The 22,740-nt window shown below is 62.6% G+C and carries 25 protein-coding genes and 1 pseudogene; all 26 read left to right on the plus strand.

Annotated elements, in window-relative coordinates:
* Positions 1-134 precede the first annotated feature (134 nt).
* Positions 135-440 carry an HNH endonuclease gene (locus tag RhoBH5_RS31170; RefSeq protein ID WP_270009418.1) on the plus strand — a complete coding sequence of 102 codons (306 nt, stop codon included), beginning with the start codon at positions 135-137 and terminating at the stop codon, positions 438-440.
* 153 nt (positions 441-593) lie between these two features.
* Positions 594-1,052 carry a phage terminase small subunit gene (locus tag RhoBH5_RS31175; protein WP_270009419.1) on the plus strand — a complete coding sequence of 153 codons (459 nt, stop codon included), beginning with the start codon at positions 594-596 and terminating at the stop codon, positions 1,050-1,052.
* Positions 1,039-2,811: a terminase gene (locus tag RhoBH5_RS31180; protein WP_270009420.1), complete on the plus strand. Its 1,773-nt coding sequence runs from the start codon at positions 1,039-1,041 to the stop codon at positions 2,809-2,811. The genes RhoBH5_RS31175 and RhoBH5_RS31180 overlap by 14 nt, the downstream gene beginning before the upstream one ends.
* Positions 2,811-4,310: a phage portal protein gene (locus RhoBH5_RS31185; RefSeq protein ID WP_270009421.1), complete on the plus strand. Its 1,500-nt coding sequence runs from the start codon at positions 2,811-2,813 to the stop codon at positions 4,308-4,310. The genes RhoBH5_RS31180 and RhoBH5_RS31185 overlap by 1 nt, the downstream gene beginning before the upstream one ends.
* Complete coding sequence (locus tag RhoBH5_RS31190; protein ID WP_270009422.1) at positions 4,294-5,115, plus strand: VG15 protein; 822 nt, start codon at positions 4,294-4,296, stop codon at positions 5,113-5,115. Before RhoBH5_RS31185 ends, RhoBH5_RS31190 begins: the two co-directional genes overlap by 17 nt.
* Before the next feature lie 56 nt (positions 5,116-5,171).
* Positions 5,172-5,954 (plus strand): hypothetical protein, encoded by a 783-nt coding sequence (locus RhoBH5_RS31195; RefSeq protein ID WP_270009423.1) that lies wholly within the window; start codon positions 5,172-5,174, stop codon positions 5,952-5,954.
* Between the two features lie 42 nt (positions 5,955-5,996).
* The gene (locus tag RhoBH5_RS31200) at positions 5,997-6,950 is read left to right on the plus strand and encodes an SU10 major capsid protein (protein ID WP_270009424.1); all 954 of its coding nucleotides are present in this window, start codon (positions 5,997-5,999) and stop codon (positions 6,948-6,950) included.
* A complete protein-coding gene (locus tag RhoBH5_RS31205; RefSeq protein WP_270009425.1) occupies positions 6,950-7,255 on the plus strand; it encodes a hypothetical protein in 306 nt (101 codons plus the stop codon). The genes RhoBH5_RS31200 and RhoBH5_RS31205 overlap by 1 nt, the downstream gene beginning before the upstream one ends.
* A 9-nt stretch (positions 7,256-7,264) precedes the next feature.
* The gene (locus tag RhoBH5_RS31210; RefSeq protein WP_270009426.1) at positions 7,265-7,651 is read left to right on the plus strand and encodes a hypothetical protein; all 387 of its coding nucleotides are present in this window, start codon (positions 7,265-7,267) and stop codon (positions 7,649-7,651) included.
* Positions 7,651-7,995: a hypothetical protein gene (locus tag RhoBH5_RS31215; protein WP_270009427.1), complete on the plus strand. Its 345-nt coding sequence runs from the start codon at positions 7,651-7,653 to the stop codon at positions 7,993-7,995. Before RhoBH5_RS31210 ends, RhoBH5_RS31215 begins: the two co-directional genes overlap by 1 nt.
* Positions 7,992-8,222: a hypothetical protein gene (locus tag RhoBH5_RS31220; protein WP_058036883.1), complete on the plus strand. Its 231-nt coding sequence runs from the start codon at positions 7,992-7,994 to the stop codon at positions 8,220-8,222. The genes RhoBH5_RS31215 and RhoBH5_RS31220 overlap by 4 nt, the downstream gene beginning before the upstream one ends.
* Positions 8,179-8,436, plus strand: coding sequence for a hypothetical protein (locus RhoBH5_RS31225; RefSeq protein ID WP_270009428.1), 258 nt, complete (start codon positions 8,179-8,181; stop codon positions 8,434-8,436). The genes RhoBH5_RS31220 and RhoBH5_RS31225 overlap by 44 nt, the downstream gene beginning before the upstream one ends.
* Positions 8,433-8,843, plus strand: coding sequence for a hypothetical protein (locus RhoBH5_RS31230; protein ID WP_270009429.1), 411 nt, complete (start codon positions 8,433-8,435; stop codon positions 8,841-8,843). The genes RhoBH5_RS31225 and RhoBH5_RS31230 overlap by 4 nt, the downstream gene beginning before the upstream one ends.
* A 59-nt stretch (positions 8,844-8,902) precedes the next feature.
* Positions 8,903-9,766, plus strand: coding sequence for an Ig domain-containing protein (locus tag RhoBH5_RS31235; protein ID WP_270009430.1), 864 nt, complete (start codon positions 8,903-8,905; stop codon positions 9,764-9,766).
* Between the two features lie 115 nt (positions 9,767-9,881).
* Positions 9,882-10,292, plus strand: a complete 411-nt coding sequence (locus tag RhoBH5_RS31240; protein WP_270009431.1) for a hypothetical protein — start codon at positions 9,882-9,884, stop codon at positions 10,290-10,292.
* Positions 10,184-10,723, plus strand: a complete 540-nt coding sequence (locus RhoBH5_RS31245) for a hypothetical protein (protein WP_270009432.1) — start codon at positions 10,184-10,186, stop codon at positions 10,721-10,723. Before RhoBH5_RS31240 ends, RhoBH5_RS31245 begins: the two co-directional genes overlap by 109 nt.
* Positions 10,724-11,364: 641 nt before the next feature.
* Complete coding sequence (locus RhoBH5_RS32820; protein ID WP_442972495.1) at positions 11,365-11,628, plus strand: HNH endonuclease; 264 nt, start codon at positions 11,365-11,367, stop codon at positions 11,626-11,628.
* Between the two features lie 13 nt (positions 11,629-11,641).
* The gene (locus RhoBH5_RS31250; protein WP_270009433.1) at positions 11,642-16,594 is read left to right on the plus strand and encodes a tape measure protein; all 4,953 of its coding nucleotides are present in this window, start codon (positions 11,642-11,644) and stop codon (positions 16,592-16,594) included.
* A complete protein-coding gene (locus tag RhoBH5_RS31255) occupies positions 16,591-17,472 on the plus strand; it encodes a phage tail protein (RefSeq protein ID WP_270009434.1) in 882 nt (293 codons plus the stop codon). The genes RhoBH5_RS31250 and RhoBH5_RS31255 overlap by 4 nt, the downstream gene beginning before the upstream one ends.
* Positions 17,469-19,151 carry a Gp37-like protein gene (locus tag RhoBH5_RS31260; protein WP_270009435.1) on the plus strand — a complete coding sequence of 561 codons (1,683 nt, stop codon included), beginning with the start codon at positions 17,469-17,471 and terminating at the stop codon, positions 19,149-19,151. Before RhoBH5_RS31255 ends, RhoBH5_RS31260 begins: the two co-directional genes overlap by 4 nt.
* Before the next feature lies 1 nt (position 19,152).
* Positions 19,153-19,596: a phage gene 29 protein family protein gene (locus tag RhoBH5_RS31265; RefSeq protein ID WP_270009436.1), complete on the plus strand. Its 444-nt coding sequence runs from the start codon at positions 19,153-19,155 to the stop codon at positions 19,594-19,596.
* Positions 19,596-20,381, plus strand: a complete 786-nt coding sequence (locus RhoBH5_RS31270; RefSeq protein WP_270009437.1) for a hypothetical protein — start codon at positions 19,596-19,598, stop codon at positions 20,379-20,381. Before RhoBH5_RS31265 ends, RhoBH5_RS31270 begins: the two co-directional genes overlap by 1 nt.
* A 26-nt stretch (positions 20,382-20,407) precedes the next feature.
* A complete protein-coding gene (locus RhoBH5_RS31275; protein WP_270009438.1) occupies positions 20,408-21,499 on the plus strand; it encodes a hypothetical protein in 1,092 nt (363 codons plus the stop codon).
* Positions 21,500-21,503: 4 nt separating this feature from the next.
* Positions 21,504-22,091, plus strand: a complete 588-nt coding sequence (locus tag RhoBH5_RS31280) for a holin (protein ID WP_270009439.1) — start codon at positions 21,504-21,506, stop codon at positions 22,089-22,091.
* A gap of 36 nt (positions 22,092-22,127) precedes the next feature.
* The gene (locus RhoBH5_RS31285) at positions 22,128-22,538 is read left to right on the plus strand and encodes a hypothetical protein (protein ID WP_270009440.1); all 411 of its coding nucleotides are present in this window, start codon (positions 22,128-22,130) and stop codon (positions 22,536-22,538) included.
* Positions 22,520-22,740, plus strand: a pseudogene (locus RhoBH5_RS31290) (hypothetical protein); the annotation flags it as partial. The gene RhoBH5_RS31285 and the pseudogene RhoBH5_RS31290, both read left to right, overlap by 19 nt.

Raw genomic sequence — 22,740 nt, forward strand, 5'->3', positions numbered from 1 at the left:
ATGCGTGAGAGCAGAGGATTCTTCTGGGTGGTCGTCGCACTACTTCGAATGTGGTTGCCGCCGATGAACCTCGGGCGTTGGCCTGGTGATGGGCACAAGGGCCGCGCTCAGCCCAGATCGGAGCCGTAACCGTCATGGCGTGGACCAATGGAGGCGCAACCCGCACCACCACCAAGGAGCACCGACGCTGGGCCAAGGCCGTACTGCGACGCGATGGGTACCGATGCGTCGACTGTGGCTACCAGGGCACTGCTGGCAAGGGTGATGTCAACGCCGACCATCAGACTCCCGTCGCATTCGGTGGCACAACGACCCTCGGCAACGGCCGCACGAGATGCGTGCCCTGCCACAAGAAGAAGACGGGCCGAGAAGCTGCCGAAGGGCGCCGTCGAAAGCGTCAGCGGCCTGCTCAGCGCCACCCCGGCATCCCTGTCGACTGACCACCCTCTGACCTGCCTAGATGGACCGGGGGTACCCCCTCCCCCCTCATCAAGGGGCCACGGAGGGCATAGGGCCTCAGCCACTGTGTGAAATGCCAGGACTTCCGACAAATCGCAGATTCACACATTTCGACTTCTTGGGGGTGATCAGCCGTGGCCATTGCCGGTCGAAAGCCCAAACCTGAAGGTCAGCGCGTCAATCGTCATGCGCTCAAACATGACTGGACCGACGTCAAGGACATCCCATACGCAGATGCGCCGAAGCTTCCCTCGAAGCGGCTGCAGGGCAAGGCCTGGCCGACACTGACTCGCCGGTGGTGGAAGGCCATCTCGACGATGCCGCACTGCGTTCTGTGGTCGGATTCGGATTGGCAGTACGCCATCGACACCGCGCTGATCGCTGCGGAGTTCCACGACGGCGATGTCAAGGCGGCCACCGAACTTCGCGCCCGCGAGAAGCAGTTAGGCAACACGGTCGAGCATCGTCGCGACATGCGGATTCGGTACATCGACCCCGATGCTGCCGACACCTCACCGCTAATCGACGACGAAGAAGACGCATCGAACGCGGACGTCGCGCTCATGGACGACTACCGCGATGTCCTCGGCTGAGGTCAATTCGAAAGCTGAACTCCTCCCTGGGTATTGGATCGACCCCTCGGGCGCCTGGCGCACCATCCCCTGGCCTGGCGATCCGTGCAAGGCATGGAATCACCCCGACAGAATGGCGGAACTACCGTCGTTCTCGCTCGGGCCGGCGCTGATCAGGTTCGCTGAGAAGTGGTTCGTCAACCCGACCACCGGGCAACCTTGGACGTTCACGCCGGGTCAGAAGATGTTCCTCGTCCTCGCCTATGCGGCCGACCCGAATACCGGGCGATGGCTCTACCGTTCGGCGGTCAAACGCGGCGCGAAAGGCACCGGCAAAGACCCGTTCGGCGCGTGCATCTGCCTGCTCGAGCTCGTCGGCCCCTCGCAGGTCGGGCGGGCGAAGAATGGTCGTCTCGTAGGGATTCGGCACCGGCTCCCGCTGGTGCAGATCGCCGCAAACTCGGAAGCGCAGGGCAAGGACGTCCTGCGCGTAGCGAACGCGATGGTCCCCGAGGCTACTCGCCAGGAGTTCGACTTCGACTGCGGCGATACTCGAACCACCCTCAAGCGTGGCGGGCGAATCGAGCTGCTCACGGCATCGCAGAAGACCGCCGAGGGCGACCCAGCGACGCACATCATGCTCAACGAGTCGCACCACATGACCGAAAGCAGCGGCGGGCACGACATCGCCGCTGTCGCCCGCCGCAACGTCGGAAAGTCTCCACGCGAGCTGCAGGCACGGGTGTTCGAGTACACCAACGCCCATCGAATGGGCAGCGACGCTGTCGCCGAACAGTCCTTCGGTGCATGGCAGGACCAGCAGCACCCCAACGCCAAACGTCGCGACATCCTCTACGACTCGATCGAAGCGCCCCCCGACACCGACATCACCGACGAGGAGTCTCTACGTAAGGGCCTCGCTGCCGCGTACATGGACGCCCCTTGGTCGGACCCAGAACGGCTCGAAGGTGAGGTTCTCGATGCACGCACCACCACGGCCGACACCATCCGCTATTACCTCAATGGACTGGCAGCCGCCGCCGACGCGTGGGTCGATCCGCGCAAGTTCATCACCCTCGCCCGCGGCGACCTCGACCTCGAACCGGGCGATCAGATATCCCTGTTCCTTGACTGCTCGAAATCCGAAGACGCCACCGCCCTGGTCGCCGCGCGCCTCTCGGACGGGTTCGTCAAGACGCTCGGCATGTGGGCAAAGCCGCCCGGCTGGGACGTCAAGAAGCAAGGCCAGTTCCGCGTCGACCGAGACGAGGTGGACGACGTTGTTCGCCGCACGTTCGATCTCTACAAGGTGGTCTGGTTCGGCGTCGACCCCTCGCCTGCCAAGGACGACGAGGACGAGGCGCTGTACTGGATCGACCTCATCGACGCCTGGCACCGCGACTTCTCGAAGAAGCTCAAGGTCTGGGCAACCCCTGGCGCACAGGGGCACTCGGTCAAGTTCGACATGCGCCTCTCTCAGCGTGGCGGCGTGACCCGCAACCAGCAGTTCACCGAGCAGGCGCAATTGGTGGTGACAATGATCGACGAGGACGGCACGCTGCTCCACGACGGAGACCCGCGACTGGTCAAGCACGTTCACAACGCGAAAATGCGCGGGAACAGGTGGGGCACCTCCCTCGGCAAGAAGTCCCGCGACTCCGGCGAGCTGGTCGACCTCGCGGTCTGTATGGTCGGCGCTCTCCTCGGTCGGCGTCTCGCACTCAACAGCAACAAGGTCCGCACATCCAGCGGAACGGGAAGGGTTTTGGTGTTGTCGTAATGAATGTTCCCCTTCTCGGCGGCGCGATCAGCCCTGTCACAATCACATCGGGCACGCAAATCTCCGATCTGAAGCCGGACGAGCAGAACACGCTCGACAAACTGATCCGGCAGTACATGCAGAAGCTGTCGCGCAACAAGATCCGCCAGATGTACTACGACTCGAAGAACCTCATCAAGGATCTCGGGATCGCCATTCCGCCGGAGATGGTCAACATCGAGATGGTTCTCGGTTGGCCCGCCAAGGCCGTTGACGGTCTCGCGCGGCGCAACAAGATGGACGGCTTCGTGATCCCCGGCGGCTCGTCGATGGATATGGGCATCGACGCGATGTGGAATGCGAACGACATGGACATCGAAGCGCCCCAGGCTCATACGTCCGCGTACATCCACAGCTGTGCATTCGTGGCCACCACCAAAGGCGACGTCGCATCCGGCGAGCCTGATGTCCTGATCACCACTCGATCGGCGATGTCGGGAACGGCGCTGTGGGATCGTCGACGGCGCCGACTCTCAGCTCACCTGGCGATCGTCGACACCTCGGAGGACGGAACCCCCACCGTCTTGATGATGTACTTGCCCGACGTCGTAATCACGATGACCCGCTTTACTCTCGGATGGAAGGTTGAGCGCCGCAAGCACTCCCTCGGCCGACTCCCAGTCGAGCTGCTGGTGCACAAGCCGAACCTCGAGCGTCCGTTCGGTGCCTCGCGGATCTCGCGCCCGGTAATGGGTCTCGCCGACGCAGCCCTGCGCACCGCGGTGCGTATGGAGGTATCGGCCGAGTTCTACTCCTCACCGCAGCGGTGGATCATGGGCGCCGACGAGTCGATGTTCATGGACGCCGAGGGCAACCTAAAGACCCAGTGGCAGGCGATCATGGGTCGTCTCTGGGCGGCCGGACGAACGGAAGAAGGCGAGCTGCCGCAGGTCGGCACCTTCGCCGCGGCGTCTCCGCAGCCGCATTCGGATCAACTTCGAACGCTGGCAACACAGTTCTCGGGTGAGACATCGATCCCGGTCGGCTCCCTCGGTGTCATCCAGGAGAATGCGTCCTCGGCCGAGGCGATCCACGCCATGAAAGAGGATCTGCTCATCGAGGCCGAATACTGCAATCAGGTGTTCGGTACAACCTGGGTCCGAGCCGTTCTGACTGGCCTGCAGATCCGCGAGAACCGCGACACCATCCCGGATGAGTGGCGCAGCTTGCGGACCAAGTGGCGCAACCCTGCCACGATGTCGCAGTCCTCGGCTGGCGACTTCGCCCTCAAGCTCATCCAGGCGTATCCGAAGCTGCAGGACTCGGCAGTCGGCCTGGAAATGATGGGCTGGGATGAGACCACCGTCGCCCGCGCGATGGCCGATATGCAACGCGCACAGCTCGGCTCGCGCGTCGACGGGATGATCAACGCAGCGCGTCAGGTCACCGACCTGAACGTGATTGCGTTGGCGAGCAAGCGGACACCCGACGAGGGCGAACCCGATGCCCTCGCCGAGTGAGCGCCTCGAAATCCTGTCGAACCTGAACCTGCTGGCCGTCAACGACGTCTCCGACCTCTGGAAAGAGGCGTCGATGCTCGACATCGACTCACCCTCGTTTCGGAGTGTGATGACACAGGCAGTTCCCGAGATGATCTCGCCGTATGAGTCCATGGCAGGCGACCTCGCTGCTCGTTGGTACGAGGATTCAGCACCTGAATTGCCCTACCGGGCAACGCCTGCCCCGCTCTCGCCGACCGAGCAACTCGCGACATCGACACAATGGGCACTCGGCGCCACCGGCGAAGCCGCCCTGTCGCGACTTGCAGGCTTTGCGCAGCGGGCGATCTTCAACGCTGCCCGAGAGACGGTTCTGACCAACTCTCGGGCCGAATCCGGATCGACCTGGGCTCGGCACGCATCAGGTACCGCGTGCGCGTTCTGTCGGATGATGGCAACCCGAGGCGATGTATACGCATCCGAAGCCGCGGCCGTTTCGGTCGTTGGTCGAGGCCAGGAAATGTCACTCGCCGATCGCAAGATCCGCGCATCCGGCGGCGAGCGACGTCAAGGCGGACAGTTCGCCGCTGGTGGTATCACAACGCGAGGAAGCCAGAAGCGTGGCGACAAGTACCACGACAAATGCCACTGCATCGCCGTCGAAGTACGCCCAGGCCAGAGCTACACCCCGCCTTCGTATGTCGACGAATGGAACGAGGAGTACGAGGCGGCCGTCCTCGCCACGCCTGGCGTCGGCGAGTTCGGGGCAATCGACCTCACGGCCGTACTCGCCCATATGCGCAGCGTAGGAACGGCGACCCGCTGACGCCCCACAAACCCCCAGCGCCGCACGGCGCTGACCGATCCCGCACGGGAGTAGAAATGCAACACACTCGATCAGCACGTCTCGGATTCGCCACCTCGGCAGTCGACCTCTTCGGTCCGGCCGGATCACGCGCCGCACGGCGCCATCCTCGCCGCGATCCCGACCCCCAGGCTCACCCGCAGGCCCCGGCTGCCACACCGCCTGTACCCGCAGGTCCGGCGACACCGCCAGCTCCTGCCCCGGCACCCACGCCCGCCGCTCCTGCACAGGACGAGTGGGCAACCCTGTTCGAGGGAATGACACCCGCGCAGGTCAAGGATGCTCTGGACAACTCACGCAAGTGGGAGACGCGAGCGAAAGCGAATCATCCCAAGGCTGAGAAGTATGACCAGTTCCTCGCAGGACTCACCGGTGGGACTGATCCGGCAACACCGCCAGATCCAGCCAAGCTCACCACCGACCTCACCGCTGCACAGCGCGGGGAACGTGAAGCCAAAGTCGAGAACGCGATCTTGCGACTCGCGCCGGGTGCGGAGGCAAATGCCAACTCGCTGATCGACTCCCGCTCGTTCATGGCAAAGATCGAATCACTCGACCTCGATCCGAGTGCGCCGGACTTCGCGACGAAGGTCTCCGCCGAGATTCAGGGCGCGATCACCGCCAATCCGTCACTCAAGTCTGCAGCACCGGTCAGTGTCGGCGTCGTCGTGCCCGGTGAGGGCAACACTCCCGCCAACACTCCTGATCTCGACGCACGAATCGCCGCGGCGACCAAGGCCGGAGACATTCAGACGGCGATGGCACTCAAGTCTCAAAAGCTCCACACCGCAAGCAAATAAGCCCCGCCCGATCCACTCGGGCATCAGTGAAAGGACACTCTCATGCCCGGAATTACCGGAATGGGGACCACCTACAACCTGCCGAACTACGTGGGCGAGCTCTTCCAGCTCTCCACCGAGGACACGCCGTTCCTGTCCGCAATCGGCGGCCTGACCGGCGGTGAAGACACCGGCTCCACGATCTTCACCTGGCAGACCGCTGACCTGCGCGATGCTGACGAAACTCGTCAGCGCCTCGAAGGTGCCGATGCGCCGACGGCTGAGGGCCGCAAGCGATCTTCGGGCAGCAACGTGCTCGAAATCCATCAGGAGCAGGTGTCGGTCTCGTACACCAAGCAGGGCGCCACCCGTCAGCTCACCGGCACTGACCCGATGCAGGCCGGAGTCCAGCCCGTTACCGACGAGCTCACCTTCCAGACCGCGGCGGAGATCAAGCAGATCGCACGCGACGTCGAAAAGTCGTTCATCGTCGGCACCTACAACCTGCCGACCGACAACACGACCAAGCGCCGCACTCGCGGCATCCTGGAGGCCATCACCTCGAACGTCGTCACCAACGGCACCGCGGCCGCGCTGACCGAGACGATGCTGCTCGACCTCATGCAGCTCGCCTGGGAGAACGGCGGCATCCAGGAATCCGAGACCCGCACGATCATCGTCGGAGCCAAGCAGAAGCGCGCACTGACGAAGATCTTCATCGACGGCAAGGGTTACAAGGAATCCACCCGCAACGTGGGCGGTGTGAACCTGCAGACCATCGAGACCGACTTCGGTCGTTGCAACATCATGCTCAACCGCTACATGCCCGCCACCGACCTCGCGGTCGTCTCCCTCGAAGAGTGCGCACCGCGATTCCTCGAGATCCCCGGCAAGGGTCACTTCTTCGCCGAATCCCTGGCCAAGACCGGCGCGTCCGAAAAGGTCCAGCTCTACGGCGAGATCGGACTCAAGTACGGCAACCAGCTCAAGCACGCCAAGCTGACCGGACTGCTCTGATGGTGGCCGTGCGCTCGCCTCGCTACCCCCAGTTGATCGTCTTCGACCTCGGCGTCAAGTTCATTGACGGCGTCGCCGAGGTCACCGACAAGAAGACCCTCGACGCGCTTGCCGCCATCGACGGCATCGAAGTTCCCGAGCAGCCCAAGACGCAGACCGCAGCCGAGAAGGCCAAGGCCAAGAAGGACGCCGAGGCTCAGGCCAAAGCAGATGCCGAAGCCGAGAAGGTCGCGCTCGAAGCCTGGCTCGCCGCCGAAACTCAGTGGACCGAAGAGCAAGCCGCGGCCACGAACGACACGAAGTGAGGTAGACCCATGGGGCCGGTAGCCATCGACATCGAGGACGATCTCGCGCCATTCGTCGCGAACATCGACGAGAAAAAGGCTCGAGCAATGATCGACTCGACCATCGCGATGGCATCGGCCCCATGGATCGCCCCGTGCATTGTCGAGAACGACTTCAAATACCCAGCGCAGGCGAAAGTCATTCTCGTTGGCGCGATCCTGCGGTGGAACGACGTCGGCTCCGGCGCCATCACACAGGTGAGCGCCGGGCCTTTTCAGCAAACGATCGACAACCGATCCGAACGCAAACGCATGTTCTGGCCGAGCGAGATCACCGACCTGCAACGTCTCTGCGGATCAGCTCGCACAGGTCGTGCCTTCACGATCGACACCACTCCCCCGAGAAGTGATGCCTGATGGCCGAATTCCAATGCACCCTGCCGATCAGCTATCGGCGCAAGATCGCATCGACCGAGTTCAGCCCACGAGGCAACGCGCTCGAGAAGCATGACGACCCTGAGCCCAAGTTCGTTCTCCTCTGGTATCCGAGCGAAGTTGCGGCGCCGACCGACGGGCACGCAGAACGTATCGCCTTCGATGCAACCTGCTACCCGCCAACGGATCTCGGCGTCAAGGTCGGCGACCGAATCGAACTACCCGGCGAAGGCTGGTTTCGCGTCGTCGCCGTCTCGAACTACGACAACAACCCGTACTTCGTCCCCGGAATCGTGGACGTCAAACTTCGAAGGGTGGACGGATGAGCGACACCGTCGTACTCGTCCGGCATATCGGCGGCGAAACTGTCTACGACACCACAACGTTCGTCACCGAGAACGGAACCGGAGTACTGCTGATCTACTCCGACCCCTCCAAGCGAACACTCCTCGCGGCCTACAACCCGCAAGCCTGGATCGCTGCCGAGTTCGTGGAGAAGGTGATCGACGATGACGCAGCCGAGGATGCAGTGGAAGCCGAACGCTCTCTATGACGTTCGGCGATCCGGCCCCGTGGTTGCAGCGGTCGACGGGCTCGCATCCCGCATCGCTGCAGCGGCCGGAGATGGATTCGAATGGTCCTCGATGCAGGGCCAACGACGGCCACAGGGGCGATGGCGCGCGATCGTCTACGCCAAGACGTACGCAGCCCGCAGGAAGAACGCCAACGAGAACACACTGGTGCGAGTCCTCGGGAGCGTGCGATGAACAACCTGATCGTCCCCGCGTCCGCTGAAACCGTTCTCGCAACACTCATCCAGGAGCAGATGCCCGACCACCTCGTCGTCTGGGTTGGGACCGAGACCCCCAACCCCCGCACCAATCCGGGGCACACGCTCAAGGTCCGCGTCTCCCGCACCCCAGGCGGCGGGATGGCAACGCACGGCCAAACAGATCGGGTCTTCGCACTGCTCGAATGCTGGGCAGACACCGAAGGCGAAGCCGACGACCTCGCCGCGGTCGTCCGTGCGATCATGCGCGACTCTCGCAGCCGAACGGTTCTGGGCACGTTCATTCGGTCATGGAAAGAGAACTCCGGGCCGTATCGCTGGCCTGACGAGTCCGGCCAGGAGCGCTACCAGTTCACCGGCGAGCTACTCCTGAAAATCAGCTGACCTCAACACATCCCCACCTTTCAAGGCCCGGTGCAACGAACCCTGAAAGGGCACGAATCATGGTTGACACCAGCACGAAGACCTACGTCGCCAACCCCCCGCTCGACAGCGGCGTCTTGTACTCCGCGCCGCTCGGCACGACCCTGCCGACGACCACCTATGAGGAACTCGAGCCCGAGTTCCTCGCCAACGACTACGGCGAGATCGGCGACTCCGGCTTCTCCATCAGTCGCACCAAGTCGATCACCAAGATCCGCAAGTTCGGCGGCGGCATTTCTCGCCCGGTCACCACTGAGACCGACAACACGGTCAAGATCACCCTCAATGACGCCAATGACCCCGTGGTCCTGCGGGCGATCAACGGTGCAGCGAACGTCGTCGAGCACCCCGCAGACGAGCACGGCCGTCAGATCACGGTCTACCAGACCGCCGACGACCTACCGATCGAATCCTGGGTCATCAACTCCATCGACGGTGACACAGCAAAGCGCCACGTCATCGAAAAGGGTCAGATCATCGAGATCGCCGAAGTGCAGAACGTGCACAACGCGCTCACCCAGTACCAAATCACGATCCAGGTCTACGAGACCGAGGCAAACGGTCGACGCGGCGTCAACGTCATCGAGATCATCAACGACGCCACGAAGGCAGCCGTCGGCCCGCTCGCGATCACCACGACCTCGCTGCCCGCCGGCAAGGTGGGCGATGCCTACGAGCAGACCCTGATCTCTTCGGGTGGCACCGGCGCGAAGACCTGGACCAAGACGGGAACTCTCCCTGCAGGTCTCACGCTCTCGCCCGCCGGCGTCCTGTCCGGAACCCCCACCGCGGCCGGCACCCCGTCGATCACATTCAAGGTCACCGACTCCGCTACCCCGGCAGTCGAAGTGACCAAGGCGATCGTCGTCACCGTCACCGCCTGATGAACCCACCCGGCAGGGGTTGATTCACACCCCACTGCACCGGGCCGCCCTTGCCGGGTGGCCTCCACGGCCCGGTCGCATTTCTCCCATTGGAACAACTGAAAGGCCTGGTGCAATGGCTGGCTTCGTCTACAACCCCTCAGAGTTCGAAAAGTTCCCCGTCGAAATCGTCGAGAACGGAGAGACTGTCAAGTTCGAACTTCCCCTACTCGGCTACATCCCTCGCGAGATCACCGAGTACGCCGACGCGAAAATCGTCGAGCGGGCCAACGACGTTCAGGCTGCCCGCGACGAGCGCCACGAGAAGAAGCTCGTCATCATCGAGGCCGATCCCGCAATGGTCTACCCGACCAATCTCGACGGGATGGAATGGATGCTCGAAATGATCGAGCCCGCACTCCATGAGCACGTCATCACGTGGCCGAACCGATCTCGCACCGAACTCTGGAATGCCTGGCAAGAGGCGTCGAAGATCCCCGCGGAAAAATCCGAAGCCTCCTCCGACTCCTCCGACGCGACGGAGTAGAGGGGGCGATCCGCTCCGACCTACTGGTCATCGGTAGGTCACTCGACGAGCTCGGGCGCACGCTGTCCTGGCTCGACTTCGATGCCTGGCTCTCGAACCTGCCAGGACGCAGTGCCTATCGCAGACTCGTCGATCCGATGGGCGTCTTCACCGACGTCGAGGCTGACATTCAACTCAATCTCACCGACGAGATCCGCAAACTGCGCGTGCAACTCGCGGGCGGCAATCCCGACGAGCTGACCCCCACGGTTGAACGATTGCGCCAAGTCTTCGCGCAACGTGAAGCCGCGAAACAGGAACCGGCTCAGAACGTCACTGACATTCGCACCCGGAAACCTCCTGCGCCGCAACAGAAGGCCGAACGACAACCGAGCAACGCACGCGATCGGATTGCGCAGGCCCAGGCTCGCGCACGCGCCGCCAACCAATAGCAAACAGGCCCCGACTAGTGCTCAAACGCTGGTCGGGGCCTTTACCAATCTCACTCGCCCTAACGAGGAGCGGCATCATGCAGCTTACTTCAAAATGCTCAATTGACAACTGTTCAAACAAGGCTCACGCACGCTTTATGTGCCCGACGCACTACAACCGAATGAAGAGGACCGGATCTGCCTTCAAGTTGTGCCTGGGATGCGGAACCGACATGGGTACGGGATTCACCGGCCAGGCCAAGTACTGCTCGGAAGAATGTAAGCCACGATGCGAGGTCGACGATTGCAATGACCCGCAGGAGAACCCAACTGGGAAGTCCAAGTATTGCCCGCGACACTCGATCGAGATGCGCCGACACGGTAATCCGCTCGCAGGAAATCGCACCCTCACCCGTGAATGGATATGTGTCGTCTGCGACAGTCCTGTAGAGAAGGGTTCCGGCAGACGATCGCACTGTTCTCGAAACTGTCAGGTCATCGACAGTTGGCACCGAACACGAGGGTCGAAAATCGCCAAGTTCAGAAACTGTGCGCGATGTGGAATCTCAATCAACCTGATGGATAAGTCATCTGGGCGCAAGACCCGCAACGATAAGATGCTCTGCGCAACCTGCAAGCGGGCCAATGCGCGACCACACAAGATGTCGACAAGCTACCTCTGGCAGCGAGACGGGAATCAGTGTCGAATCTGTGACCAATCGATCGACATGATGCTCACCTACCCGGACATGATGCGCGCTTCCGTGGACCACATTCTGCCGTACTCACTCGGCGGCACGCATCACGAATCAAACCTGCAACTCGCACACCTGAGATGCAACTTGATCAAACAAAAACGGATCGGTTTCAAGATCCCCAACGCTCACAACCCCCGCCCTGGACTGGACGGGGGTTTCGCTACTTAGGAGGCGAATTCCGTTGACAGAATTGGGTGTTGGATACCTCTCGATTTTGGCGGACACTTCGAGAATCCCCGGGCAGATCACCTCTGCCCTTGGTGGCGCACAGTCATCCGCCAACCGTGCCGGCGAATCCATGGGTTCACGACTGGCGTCCGGTATCGGCAAAACGCTCAAGGTCGGCGTCGTAGCGGCCGGTGTTGCCGCCGGAGGTCTGCTCGCATCCTCGCTCCACAAAGGCATCGGCCGCCTTACCGCGATCGACGACGCCCAGGGCAAGCTCACCGCCCTCGGAAACTCGACCGCCTCGACCGCGAAAATCATGGACTCCGCACTCGCGGCCGTCAAGGGCACCAGCTACGGACTCGGCGACGCGGCAACCATCGCAGCATCCGCAGTCGCAGCTGGCGTCAAACCCGGCCAGGACCTCACGCGCTACCTCGGACTCACCGCCGACGCCGCCTCGATCGCAGGCACCTCCCTGTCCGAGATGGGCCAGATCATCAACAAGGTCCAAACCTCCGGCACCGCATACACGATGGAGATCACGCAGCTCGCCGACCGCGGCCTGCCGATCTGGCAGTGGCTCGCGACCGAAATGAAAAAGCCGCAAGCCGAGATGAAGAAACTCGTCGCCGAAGGCAAGGTCGACTCCGCGACCTACCTCCGCGCAATCGAGAACAACATCGGCGGCGCCGCAACAGCAGCCACCACCGTCTCGAGCGCCTGGGCGAACCTCGGTGCCGCACAGGGTCGATTCGGCGCCACCATCGCGGGACCGATCTTCCGCCAGGCAATCCCGGCATTCCTCGGACTCACCAAGGCTGTTGACGAACTCGATACCAAAGCCAAGCCGATCATGGCGACGTTCGAAAAGAACCTCACCGGCAAATACATCCCCGCCATCTTGGACTTCGGCAACCAAGGTAAAGAGGCCTTCGAGAAGTTCCGCGACTCGGATTTCGCGGTCCAGTCGATGTCCAAGATCGGCGACATTGTCGAGCAGGTCGTAGAGACAGGCAGGGAGGTCGCTCCGGCCATCGGGTCGATTGTCACGTCCCTGTCGAAGGCGTCTGCCGCACTGGGCGTCTCGACGTGGCAGATCTTCCTGACCACGTTGGAAGCCTCGGCGACAATTCTCGACGCCACCCTCGTGCCGATACTCAATGCCACCGCGGGGCTGATGGAGAACAATACGGTCGCAGTGGCCGGACTTCTCGGCGCGTTCATGCTGTTCAAGACAGTGCCGGGCATCATGGCCAGGATCGCCCCCTCCATGGCGACTTTGACCGCCCAAACTGCGGCCGGGCGAGTTCCGCTGACGAACTACCAGCGCTTGTGGATGAACACAGGAAATACGATCACGGGCACCCGAACTCATATGCGCAACTTCGGCGCCGAGGTGCGAAACACGCAGGCATGGGCCGGTGCGGCGGGCCGCCCAATCGGTGTCATGTCCGCCGGTATGCTCACACTCGGCCAAAATGCCCAGAGTGCGGGAGCAGCCCTCGGAGGCAAGCTCAAGGCCGGGATCTCGAATCTGACGGGCGCCCTCGGTGGCGGAGTCGGAATCGGCATCATGGCTGCAGCAATTGCTATCCCGCAACTGGTTTCGTCGGCAAAGAACTGGGATGTCCAGGCGCAGATTACCGAGAAGTACTCCGATGACGTCGCTGAGTCGCAACGCAAGATGGCCCGCGCGTTTTCGGAATCGAAGGGCGCTGTCGACGACAACGTGATGGGCCAGCTCCAGGCTCAATCCGAGGCGTACATGACGAGCCTGAAGGAAACCGCCGACGAAGCCCCCGATATGTGGGATCACATCGTTGGCATGGGCAAGAACCTCATGGACAACAAGGGGATGTTCGACTCCGAGGGTGCTGGGCTCAGAGATCTGGCCGACCGCAAGACGGCGGCACTGCGAGCACGGGAAACGATCGACTCCCTCAAGGCTATGGGCGTGGGCGCGGACGAGCTTTCGGCCGCACTCGCTGGCACCAACGGACAGTGGGGCAGCTTCTACAAGGCCGCCTCCGCAAACGAGGACGTGTCATGGCAAACGCTCCAGTCGTGGTCCGAACTGCGGGCTGAAACTCAGAATCTGCAGACGGTATCGGCCTCGGTATCGCCAGTCCTGTACGGCCTCTCCGACGCGTTCAAGGTGTTGACCGACGACACCGCCAGTGCGTCAGCGAAGGCAAGTGCATTTCACGACACCATGAACCTGATCGCGGGTATTCCGCCCAGCCTCGGAGATGCCACGCAATCGTTCAACAAGACTGTGCGCGAAACCAAGAAGCTCTTCGAAGAGAAGCTCACTCCCGAGGGCGGCTCTCTCGGTGGCGATCTGATCGACAAGGTCACCGGCGGCGTCAACACGATGACCGAGAACGGGACGCGAATCCGCAGTGCCATCCAGGAAATTCGCACCAGCGGTGAAGCTCTGGTTACGGCAGGCGGAGATGTCGACGCTGCTCTCGCCGGCATGCATGACAGCTTCAAGCAGGTGACCGAGGCTGCCGGATTACTCCCCGAGCAGATGGAGAAGATCCTTCGCGCAGAGGGCTTCTCTGAGGACTGGTTCCGAACGGCCGCCGCCGTGCAGGGAATGAACAATGTCGATGCCGCACTAACGACACTCAAACTGACAAAGGATTCCCTGAATCCCGGTGAACCGTTGCGTCTTCCAGTGGAACTAGCCAATGACGAGCATGTTCGCAAGGCGCTCGAGAAACTGAATCTCGACCTCAAGGAGCTGAACGGCGGTTCGCATTTCGAAGTTGTCGCGAAAACCGAAGGCGCCCTGAACAACCTGGACGCCGCTGCGGCCAAAGCACTCGAACTGTCCGAATTCCGGGCAACATTGAACATCGACGCCAAAACGGACTCCTTCGACATCAAGGCCGAACAGACCGAAGGCATGGTCAACTTCATCTCCGGTCTCGAACTCAAGCCCGGTGCGGACATCGACATGACCCAGTTCGAGGGGAAGCGTCAACTCACCGTCGAGCAACTGTCGGAACTGTCCACGAAAACCGCCAACCCGCAGGCGATCTTGGACGGACTACGGAAGTTCCTCACCGACTCCGCAGAGGCCAAACGGGCTCTTGATGCTTTGCAGAACAAATCCGTCACCGTCTCGTTCAATGCGATTTACAGCACGGCGCAACAACACGGCGCATTCTCGTCCGAGGCTGCCGCAGAGATGCTGCGGCAGCAGCGCGGATACGCCATCGGTGGGCGAATTCCTGCATTTGCGGGCGGCGGAAAGCTACCAACCACCGGACCGGGCACCGACACTGTCGATGGAATCCTCGGTGTCGATTCGAACGGGATTCCAACCGCGCGCGTCAACCGGGGCGAGTGGGTCATCAACGACCGCTCGTCCGAGAGGTATCACCGCGAATTGGCGTCGATCAACGCGGGCACGTTCCCGAAGTTGCCTGGGTACGAGACGGGCGGCGTGGTCGGTAGCCGTGATCTGACCGATTTCGTCATGGGACGGATACCCGGCGTCAAGCCGCTGACCGGCGATCCGTACAACTTCGGCGGAATCAATTGGGGGGACTGCTCGGCAGCCATGTCGGCGATCGCTCGCTTTGCCGTTGGCCTTGCGCCATTCGCGGCGCGGTTCGCAACCGCCAGTATGGGTGCCGCTCTTGCCGGTATGGGCTTCCAGTCCGGTCGAGGCGGCGCGGGCGATCTCCGCTTCGGTTGGTACAACGGCGGACCCGGCGGCGGCCATACCGCCGGAACCCTGCCTGACGGAACCAATGTCGAAATGGGTGGCAGCTACGGCGGCGGAATGGTCGGCGGATCGGTTGGGTCGAATCACCCGAGCATGACCGACCACGCGTATCTGCCCATCGCGGCAAGCCCTGTGCGCGGCGAGGTTGCTCGCATCGAATGGACGGACAAGGAGCAGTTGGATCTCGAGGCTGCCGAGATCGCCGTACGTAAGGCGGAGGAGGCTCGCGTCGAGGTCGAGAACGCCATGGCCGAGGGTAAGAAGACTCAGACCGATCTCGACGATGCGAACAACAAGGTCGCCAAGGCGCAGGAGAAGGTCACCAGTCTGCAGGCGAAGAAGGACGGCATTGTCGAGGGCACCTACAAGGCGCCCCCGCCGCAGGCTCCGGCACTGTCGCGGATGTTCACCGACGCCGAGGCCGATCGGATCGACGCTCAGCTTGCGGTGCAGTCCGCGAACGAGCGCCGCAATGAGGTCTACGACGATCCCGAGTCGACGGATACGGACATCTCGAAGGCCGATGCCGAACTGTTCAAGGCCGAGAAGGCGCTACGCGAACTGGGTATGACCAAGGATGGCAACAGTCCGACGTCGTGGTCGGAGATTGCCGGCGACTTCGCCAAGAACGCAGCCTCGGGATTCGTCTCGGATGCTTTGGGAGTCTTCGGAATCCCGGACGAGATTCCGCCTGCCGTCCAGGCAATGCGGATGTTCGAGGAAGCGCAGCAGACCCAGGCGCCCTACCTGATCGAACCGTCCGCCGACCAGCGAGCAATGGGCGCTCAGGTCACCACCTCGCCGTCGATGATCGCCCAAGACAGCCCGGCGATCTACAACCCTGCCGAAGGTGTTGCGCGGTGGGGCGATTCGGTTGCCAAGGGGCAGGACGGCGTTGCTGCACTGCTCGAAGAGATCGAGCGAATCCGCAGCGGCAACCGTTTCGCCAAAGGCGGTCCCGTCGATGGGCCGGGCGGTACCGACAACGTGCCTGCGTGGCTCACCAAGCGCGAGTTCGTCGTCAATGCGCTCGATGCGAACGCCGGTCAGAATCCGACGATCTTGCAGGCCATGAACAACGGCGCACGGCTCTCGCTCGGCCAAGGCGGCCAATCCGGTTCGACGTACATCTTCAACGGCGTCGCCAATGTCGAGGAAGGACTTCGGCAATTGAGAGTCAAGGAACTGCAGGAAGCTGCAACGCACGGTTGGGGGATTCGATGAGCGATCTACTCCTGTTCGAGATCGAAGCCCCCAACGGAGCCCGGGCCACTATCCATGGTCCGGGCTCCGGCGCTCAGGGCATCGAACTCGACGAGAGTCCCGAAGGGCTCTGGGAGACGCCGACGACCACAATCTGGACCGAAGGCGCCAGGCAGGAAGGCGGAACCTACAACGGGTTCCGCCACAACATGCAGGACGTCATTCTGCCGGTGCATATTTCGCCGACTGATGACATGTCGTGGCAGCAGGTGAAGTCGCGGTGGTCGGCGATGTGGGAGTTCGATCGGATCACCTACCTCGTTGCCACGTCATCGTCGGGTATTCGGCGTCTCGGTCTACAGAAGGTCGAGACGCCGAAGTTCAATCCGCGCAATGATCCTGGCCGTAATCGCTACGGGCACATGGTCATGACTCTTCGTGCTGGCTGGCCGTTCTGGGTGGAGAAGGACGAGGTCGACGTCTTCCAATCGAAGGCGGGTGCGCTCAACGGTTCTGTCACGCTGGCGAATCCGACGAACCGGCCGATGTATCCCAAGTGGGTCATCGATGCCCCGCAGGGTGGCCAGGTGACATTGCCGGACTTCTCGTGGATCACCGATCCTGAGCATGAGGACTACGAGTGGCGTGGGCGCGTGATCGACGTGCCCACGCTCTCGCCGGGTGAGAAGCTCACGATTCGAACGTATCCCGACGAGGAGACGTACGACTCGAACATCAACCCGCTGTTCTGGGCACGTGCGAATTCCGTCGAGTTCGAGTTCGCCGTCCCTCCGCACACTCTTCCGGTCGACGTGCCGATCAAGTGCACGGTGCCGAACATGACTGTGGCGGTGTATCAGCCACGTCACTGGACCATGGTGATGGGCGGTGAAGAATGACCGCACCACTGCTCGACAATCCCCTCCTGCACGACCAGGAGCTGATGGATCGCATGCAGGCGATCCTCGACGACTCCGAACGCAAGAAGCAGAACCGCGCTCGGCGTCGTCGCAAGCCTCCACTGATTCGCCTGTGGGACGGCGATATGAACTATCGCGGCCGGGTCACGGTCGAGTGGGAGATGGCGGTCAAGTGGATCAAGAACAACTCGGGTCCCGGCCGGATCGTCCTGCCCGCCAATCACTATCTCGCCAAGTGGGCGGTCGATCCGTACGGGCGGCCGAAGCAGAACGTCCATATGACTGCCGACAAGGACGGCGCACGGTGGGGCGGGCGGCTGCAGCAGGCTCGTCGGGCTGCGCCGCGCGACGGGAAGAACTTCGTCGAGCTGCAGTTCCTCGACGACTACGAGGAACTCAAGCACCTTCTCGTCTGGTCGAATCCGTTCCTGCCTGCGATCATCCAGTTTCCTCGGTCGTTCGTGCTCGCGGGGCCGTCGATCTACATGCTCAAGTTGGCGCTCTTCCTCAACATCATGCGGATGGAAGGCAACTGGTGGGCACTTCCCGACGACCCGATGGATCCGGTGCAGTGGCTCAACGGCCTCGACATGTCGGACTGGAACATGGTCGTCAAACCTGGCTCATTGCTGGGTGATTCGTCACCGTGGACCGTGTTGTCGAGTCGGTTCAAGTACTGGCACGACATGGCGGAGCCGACCCTCGGCGATGCACAGCTCATGGTCACCACTCGGCGGTATCTGCAGGGCGATCCTCCCCCATGGCCAGGGGCGAAGTTGCGTCACGGCACGATCGTCTTCGATGTCGTCGACAAGTCGGGCTACTGGGACGAGACTTCACAGGGCGGCACGATCTGGGACGGACTCAAGCGCACCGTCGTCAGTCTCGCCGACAACCTCGTCGACGAGACTCTCACGCAGGTGTTCGATCCCGTCGACCCGTATCGGAACACGATCGGCACCTGGATCGGGACGTATCCGCGGGCGCCGTACGTCGTCTATCGCGACGGCCGAATCTCGGGAATAGAAGTCTCCGACTGGTGTCACACGCACGGCAAGTCTGTCCAGATGGTCGTTGGTGGGCACTCCTTGGACGCAATCAACCAGGCTATATCCGCTTCCGTCCAATTGGGTCTGAACAACCTGGGCATGACCATCCTGCAGCCCACTGCCGGCACCATCGCGGACATCTTCCTGCGTCCGATCTACAGCGACACGATCGGCGCGTGGATCAGCGTGAAAAGCCCTGTGCGAGCGCTGAAGTACGGATGGTCGCACTATCACGAGGATCTCGTGTCCGGCGGCGACCGTGCATACACGCTCAGTTCGATCATGAAGATTCGTGAGGGTTTTCATAAATCTCGCCCGCGTATCACCCACCGTATCGAACTCGCGGACGGTCGACCGTATGTCATCGGCGATAACGGGCAGGGTCATTTCTTCCTCGGTGACCGCATCGGCTCGACTCTGCGCGATGTCGGCAAGCGTGGCCAGATCTACGTCGAGCAGGTCGGCGAGATCGAACTCGTCTGCGATCGCGGCCAGAACACGTGGAGCGCCGTGACCGGCGAACCCGCGGACCTCGAATCACCTACTGCGCGCGGCTTGCGTCAAATCGCGAACCTCGCGGCCGCTGGACACGATCTAGGAGTGATCTGACATGGCAATCCCCACCCAGGTGACCGCCAATATGGACGACCCCGAAGAGCATGCACTGTGGGTGCTCATGGGAGCGATCATGACCCCCGACGGCAGCGCCCTGATCACCGCCGAAGAGTGCCTGCGTAAAGCCTCGTCGATCATCACCCGCGCCGGGTATCGGCACCACCCCGAGCTGCAGGAGATCAAGCAGATCATTCCCGGCGGCGCGGAATCGGTGCACTGGATGGGCGTCGGAGCAGTCGAATGGGTCGACATCGACACGCCCGATCCGGACGTGAGACCTGCGCCGGTCACCGATGCCATCGATCTCGACGCCATGTCCGGGTCTGATCTCATCCGGTTGGCCGAGCGGCTGCAGGAGCGCGGCGTCATCCGGGCGCCCGAAGATGCCGGGCCGAGCGAGGATCTCGCGCAGGTCCGCACGATCGAGGTGGACTACTGATGACGGCACCAGGTAGGCCGTATCCCGAGGGTGCGTACGGCAAGCACGGCACGATGCGCGGATACCAAGACATCGACGAGGCCGAAGCCACACGCCGCATGCGCAAGCCGATCGACGACGCGAACAATGTTGCCCACAGCAGGTTGTTCGGCGAATTGTTCTCCGGCTTCCCGAGTTTGGGCGCACTCCTCGGTGATGTCGCACTCGCGCTCGGCGGGGACGGGACGTTCGGCCCCGGCCCACTTCGCGACATTCGGGACGGGCAGTCGAACTACAACGACCGGGTGGATCTCCTCGAAGGTGTGCGCGGATACGGGGCGGCGTACATGACTGCCAACCCCGCCGTCGTCTCCCGGTCGACGCGCATGCCGTTCACCGGTCGGCTCGGACCACTCAAGGGCGTTCGACTCCTGCCTGCGGGCGGACTCCTTCTCGAATCCGAAGGGCTGTGGCATGTTTCAGCCACCACCTTGGCGAAGTCGACCCTGTTCACCGGCGGCAACGAAACCGTGATGCACCTCTCGGTCCGTACGCCAGGCGGATCTGCCGTCTACTCCGAGATACCTGACGTCAAGCGGCCGGGCGCATCCCGGATCACCCATCACATGGCCGCGCCGTTCGTCACCCCCGAGCCGAACTGCGAAGTCCATGTCTGGGTCACCTCCGAGAGGTGGCGCAACTTCGCTGGCGGAACACAGTATTCGCGACTGTCCGCCATCAAGCACGACAACGAAGCCGACGCCACCGGCGTTGCCGAATACCCGGACGAGCCAATCGAATCCTGAAGCAGTCCAACGAAAGGACATCTGTCATGGCACGCACATTCACCCGCGCACAGGTCGATACGACTCGCGCTTACATCTGGTCCAAGGACTGGCTTCCGTACGTCTACGGCGGTTCGGGAAACCCTGGCGGCGACTGCAGCTGGTTCACTTTCGCCGTCGCAGCCCATATTCAAGGTCTGCAAGCCAATCGACGCTACGGCTCCACCGAGAACTGCAATCGTCCAGGCATTTTCGGTGCTTCCGCTACCGGCGACGCAGCCAGGCTGGGGCTCGTTCACGCTCGCAGCAAGGCGGACGTACCTGCCGGAGCGCTCCTCAAGCTGGGCTTCCTGCATGGCGGCGGGGGCTACAACTCTCACGTCGCCGGAACGTTCGACGGATTGAATTTCGAATCGCGCGGCATGTACATGGGCCGCTCCGGTCACGTCGTCGCCGCATCGGCCAGGGCGTGGAACGACCCGCTCTTTCACGACTTCTGGTATCTCGATGCCGTTGTCGGCGCAGGTGATCCCGACGCGTTCCCCTTGCCGAGCGGATGGTATTACGGCCCTCTCGAAGGTCCGGAGGAATCGGTGTCCGGGGAGGCCGGTGAACCGGCCCACCACATCGCGGGCATCAAGCACATGCAGGCGAAACTCGGCCTGGCGCAAACCGGGAGGTGGCGAGATGCGCAGTCGGCGATCGCAGCCCTGCAGCGCACCGACCCCACCTTGACCCCCGACGGCACCGTCGGACCCAAAACCTGGGCACTGATCATGCGCCTGGGACCTACACCCGCACCGACTCCAGGAGGCATCGTGGAACTTTCACATGAACAGCACGCCGCATTGCAGTGGGGCCAACCCGAGCCCGTCCGGCCGATCGTTCGCCCCGGCAACGTCAAGGTCAAGGAAGGTCAGATGTGGCCGCGCGCCGGACTTGCCGACATCTGGAACGAAACCGTGTGGGACGGATACCCATCCCACGTCGAGGGCGACGACCGCACCGGCTCGCCGACCTTCTGGCTTCTCGAAACCCACCGCGAGGCAGTGGAAATCAAAGCCCTACTCGCATCCCTGCAAGCCCGATTCGCTTCGGGCGACACTCGTCAGCAGCCCACCGCTGCACAGGAAGGCTGAAATCATGACCGAATCACACCAGCACGAGAGCGACTTCGACGGCATGCTCGTCGCACCCTCGATCGACACGGCAGCATTCTGGCTCGACCTACTCGACCGCACCGGCAAAACGTTCATCCAGACTCTCCTGATCTTCCTTGCAGGTGGAGCCACGATCGCTTCCATCTCCTGGGGCACGGCACTGTCCTCGGCGGCCCTCGCCGCCCTGGTGTCCTTTCTGATCGCACTGTCGACCTCGACGGCGATCAGTTCCGGGAACTTCCTCATCGACCTCACGGACCGAGTGGGCCGCACCTTCGTCGGCGCACTCGTCGGCGCGATACCGGCGACGGGCACCCTCTCCGACATCGACTGGCCCGCAGCGCTGATACTGGCGGCCAGCGCGGCACTCGTCTCGGCCCTGACGTCACTGGCCACCGTCAACATCGGAACCGCAAAGGGATTGCCCACCCTCGCCCCGGTGCCCGTCAGCGACATCGCCATCGAGACCGGCGATCTCGTCGACACCGACACCAGTACTGACATCGACGGCAACCACGCCTTCGGTGACGACAGTGAAGATGCGGACGGCGACCAACGCCACGGCAACTGACCCTTCCGGCATACCGTAAAAAAAGGGGGACCAGCAGTGGTCCGCAGAATCGCACTCGCCGCACTGGGCGTGTCGTCGATCGTGCGGGGGTCGTCGTACATCGGCCCCCGCACCCCCGACTACACACCCGCCCAACTCGCCTTCGTCGACCACCTCGTACCCCTGTCCTGGTACGCAATCGGGTGGATCATCACCGGAATTCTCACCCTCTCCGCAATCGGTTGGCGCGCACTGCAACCGGCAGGATTCGCGTTCACGATCGGATTCAACCTGCTGTGGGCCCTGAGCTACGGAGCGGCATGGGTCTTCCTCGACGTTCCGCGCGGATACGTCGAAGCCACCCGATACCTCACCGTCGCGATCCTCGCGTTGTGTATCGCCGCAATGATCGAACGCACCCGCCCGCCGAAACCCCGCGAGGAGCACACATGTCTCCCCTCGGACTGACCATCGGAGGGATCGTCGCGACCGTCGCCGCGGCGATCATCGGATACCTCGGATCTCGACTGGCCCGCGCCTCGGCGAAAGAAGCCAACACCACCACCAGTTGGGCCGAACTGTTCAAAGCGAACGAAGCGCAATTCGCCCGAATGGACACCCGCATCACCCATCAGGACGACAGGATCAGTCGCCTCGAAGCGGACCTCCG

It is taken from the genome of Rhodococcus sp. BH5 (assembly GCF_027583855.1).
GTDB classification, from domain to species: Bacteria; Actinomycetota; Actinomycetes; order Mycobacteriales; family Mycobacteriaceae; genus Rhodococcus_F; species Rhodococcus_F qingshengii.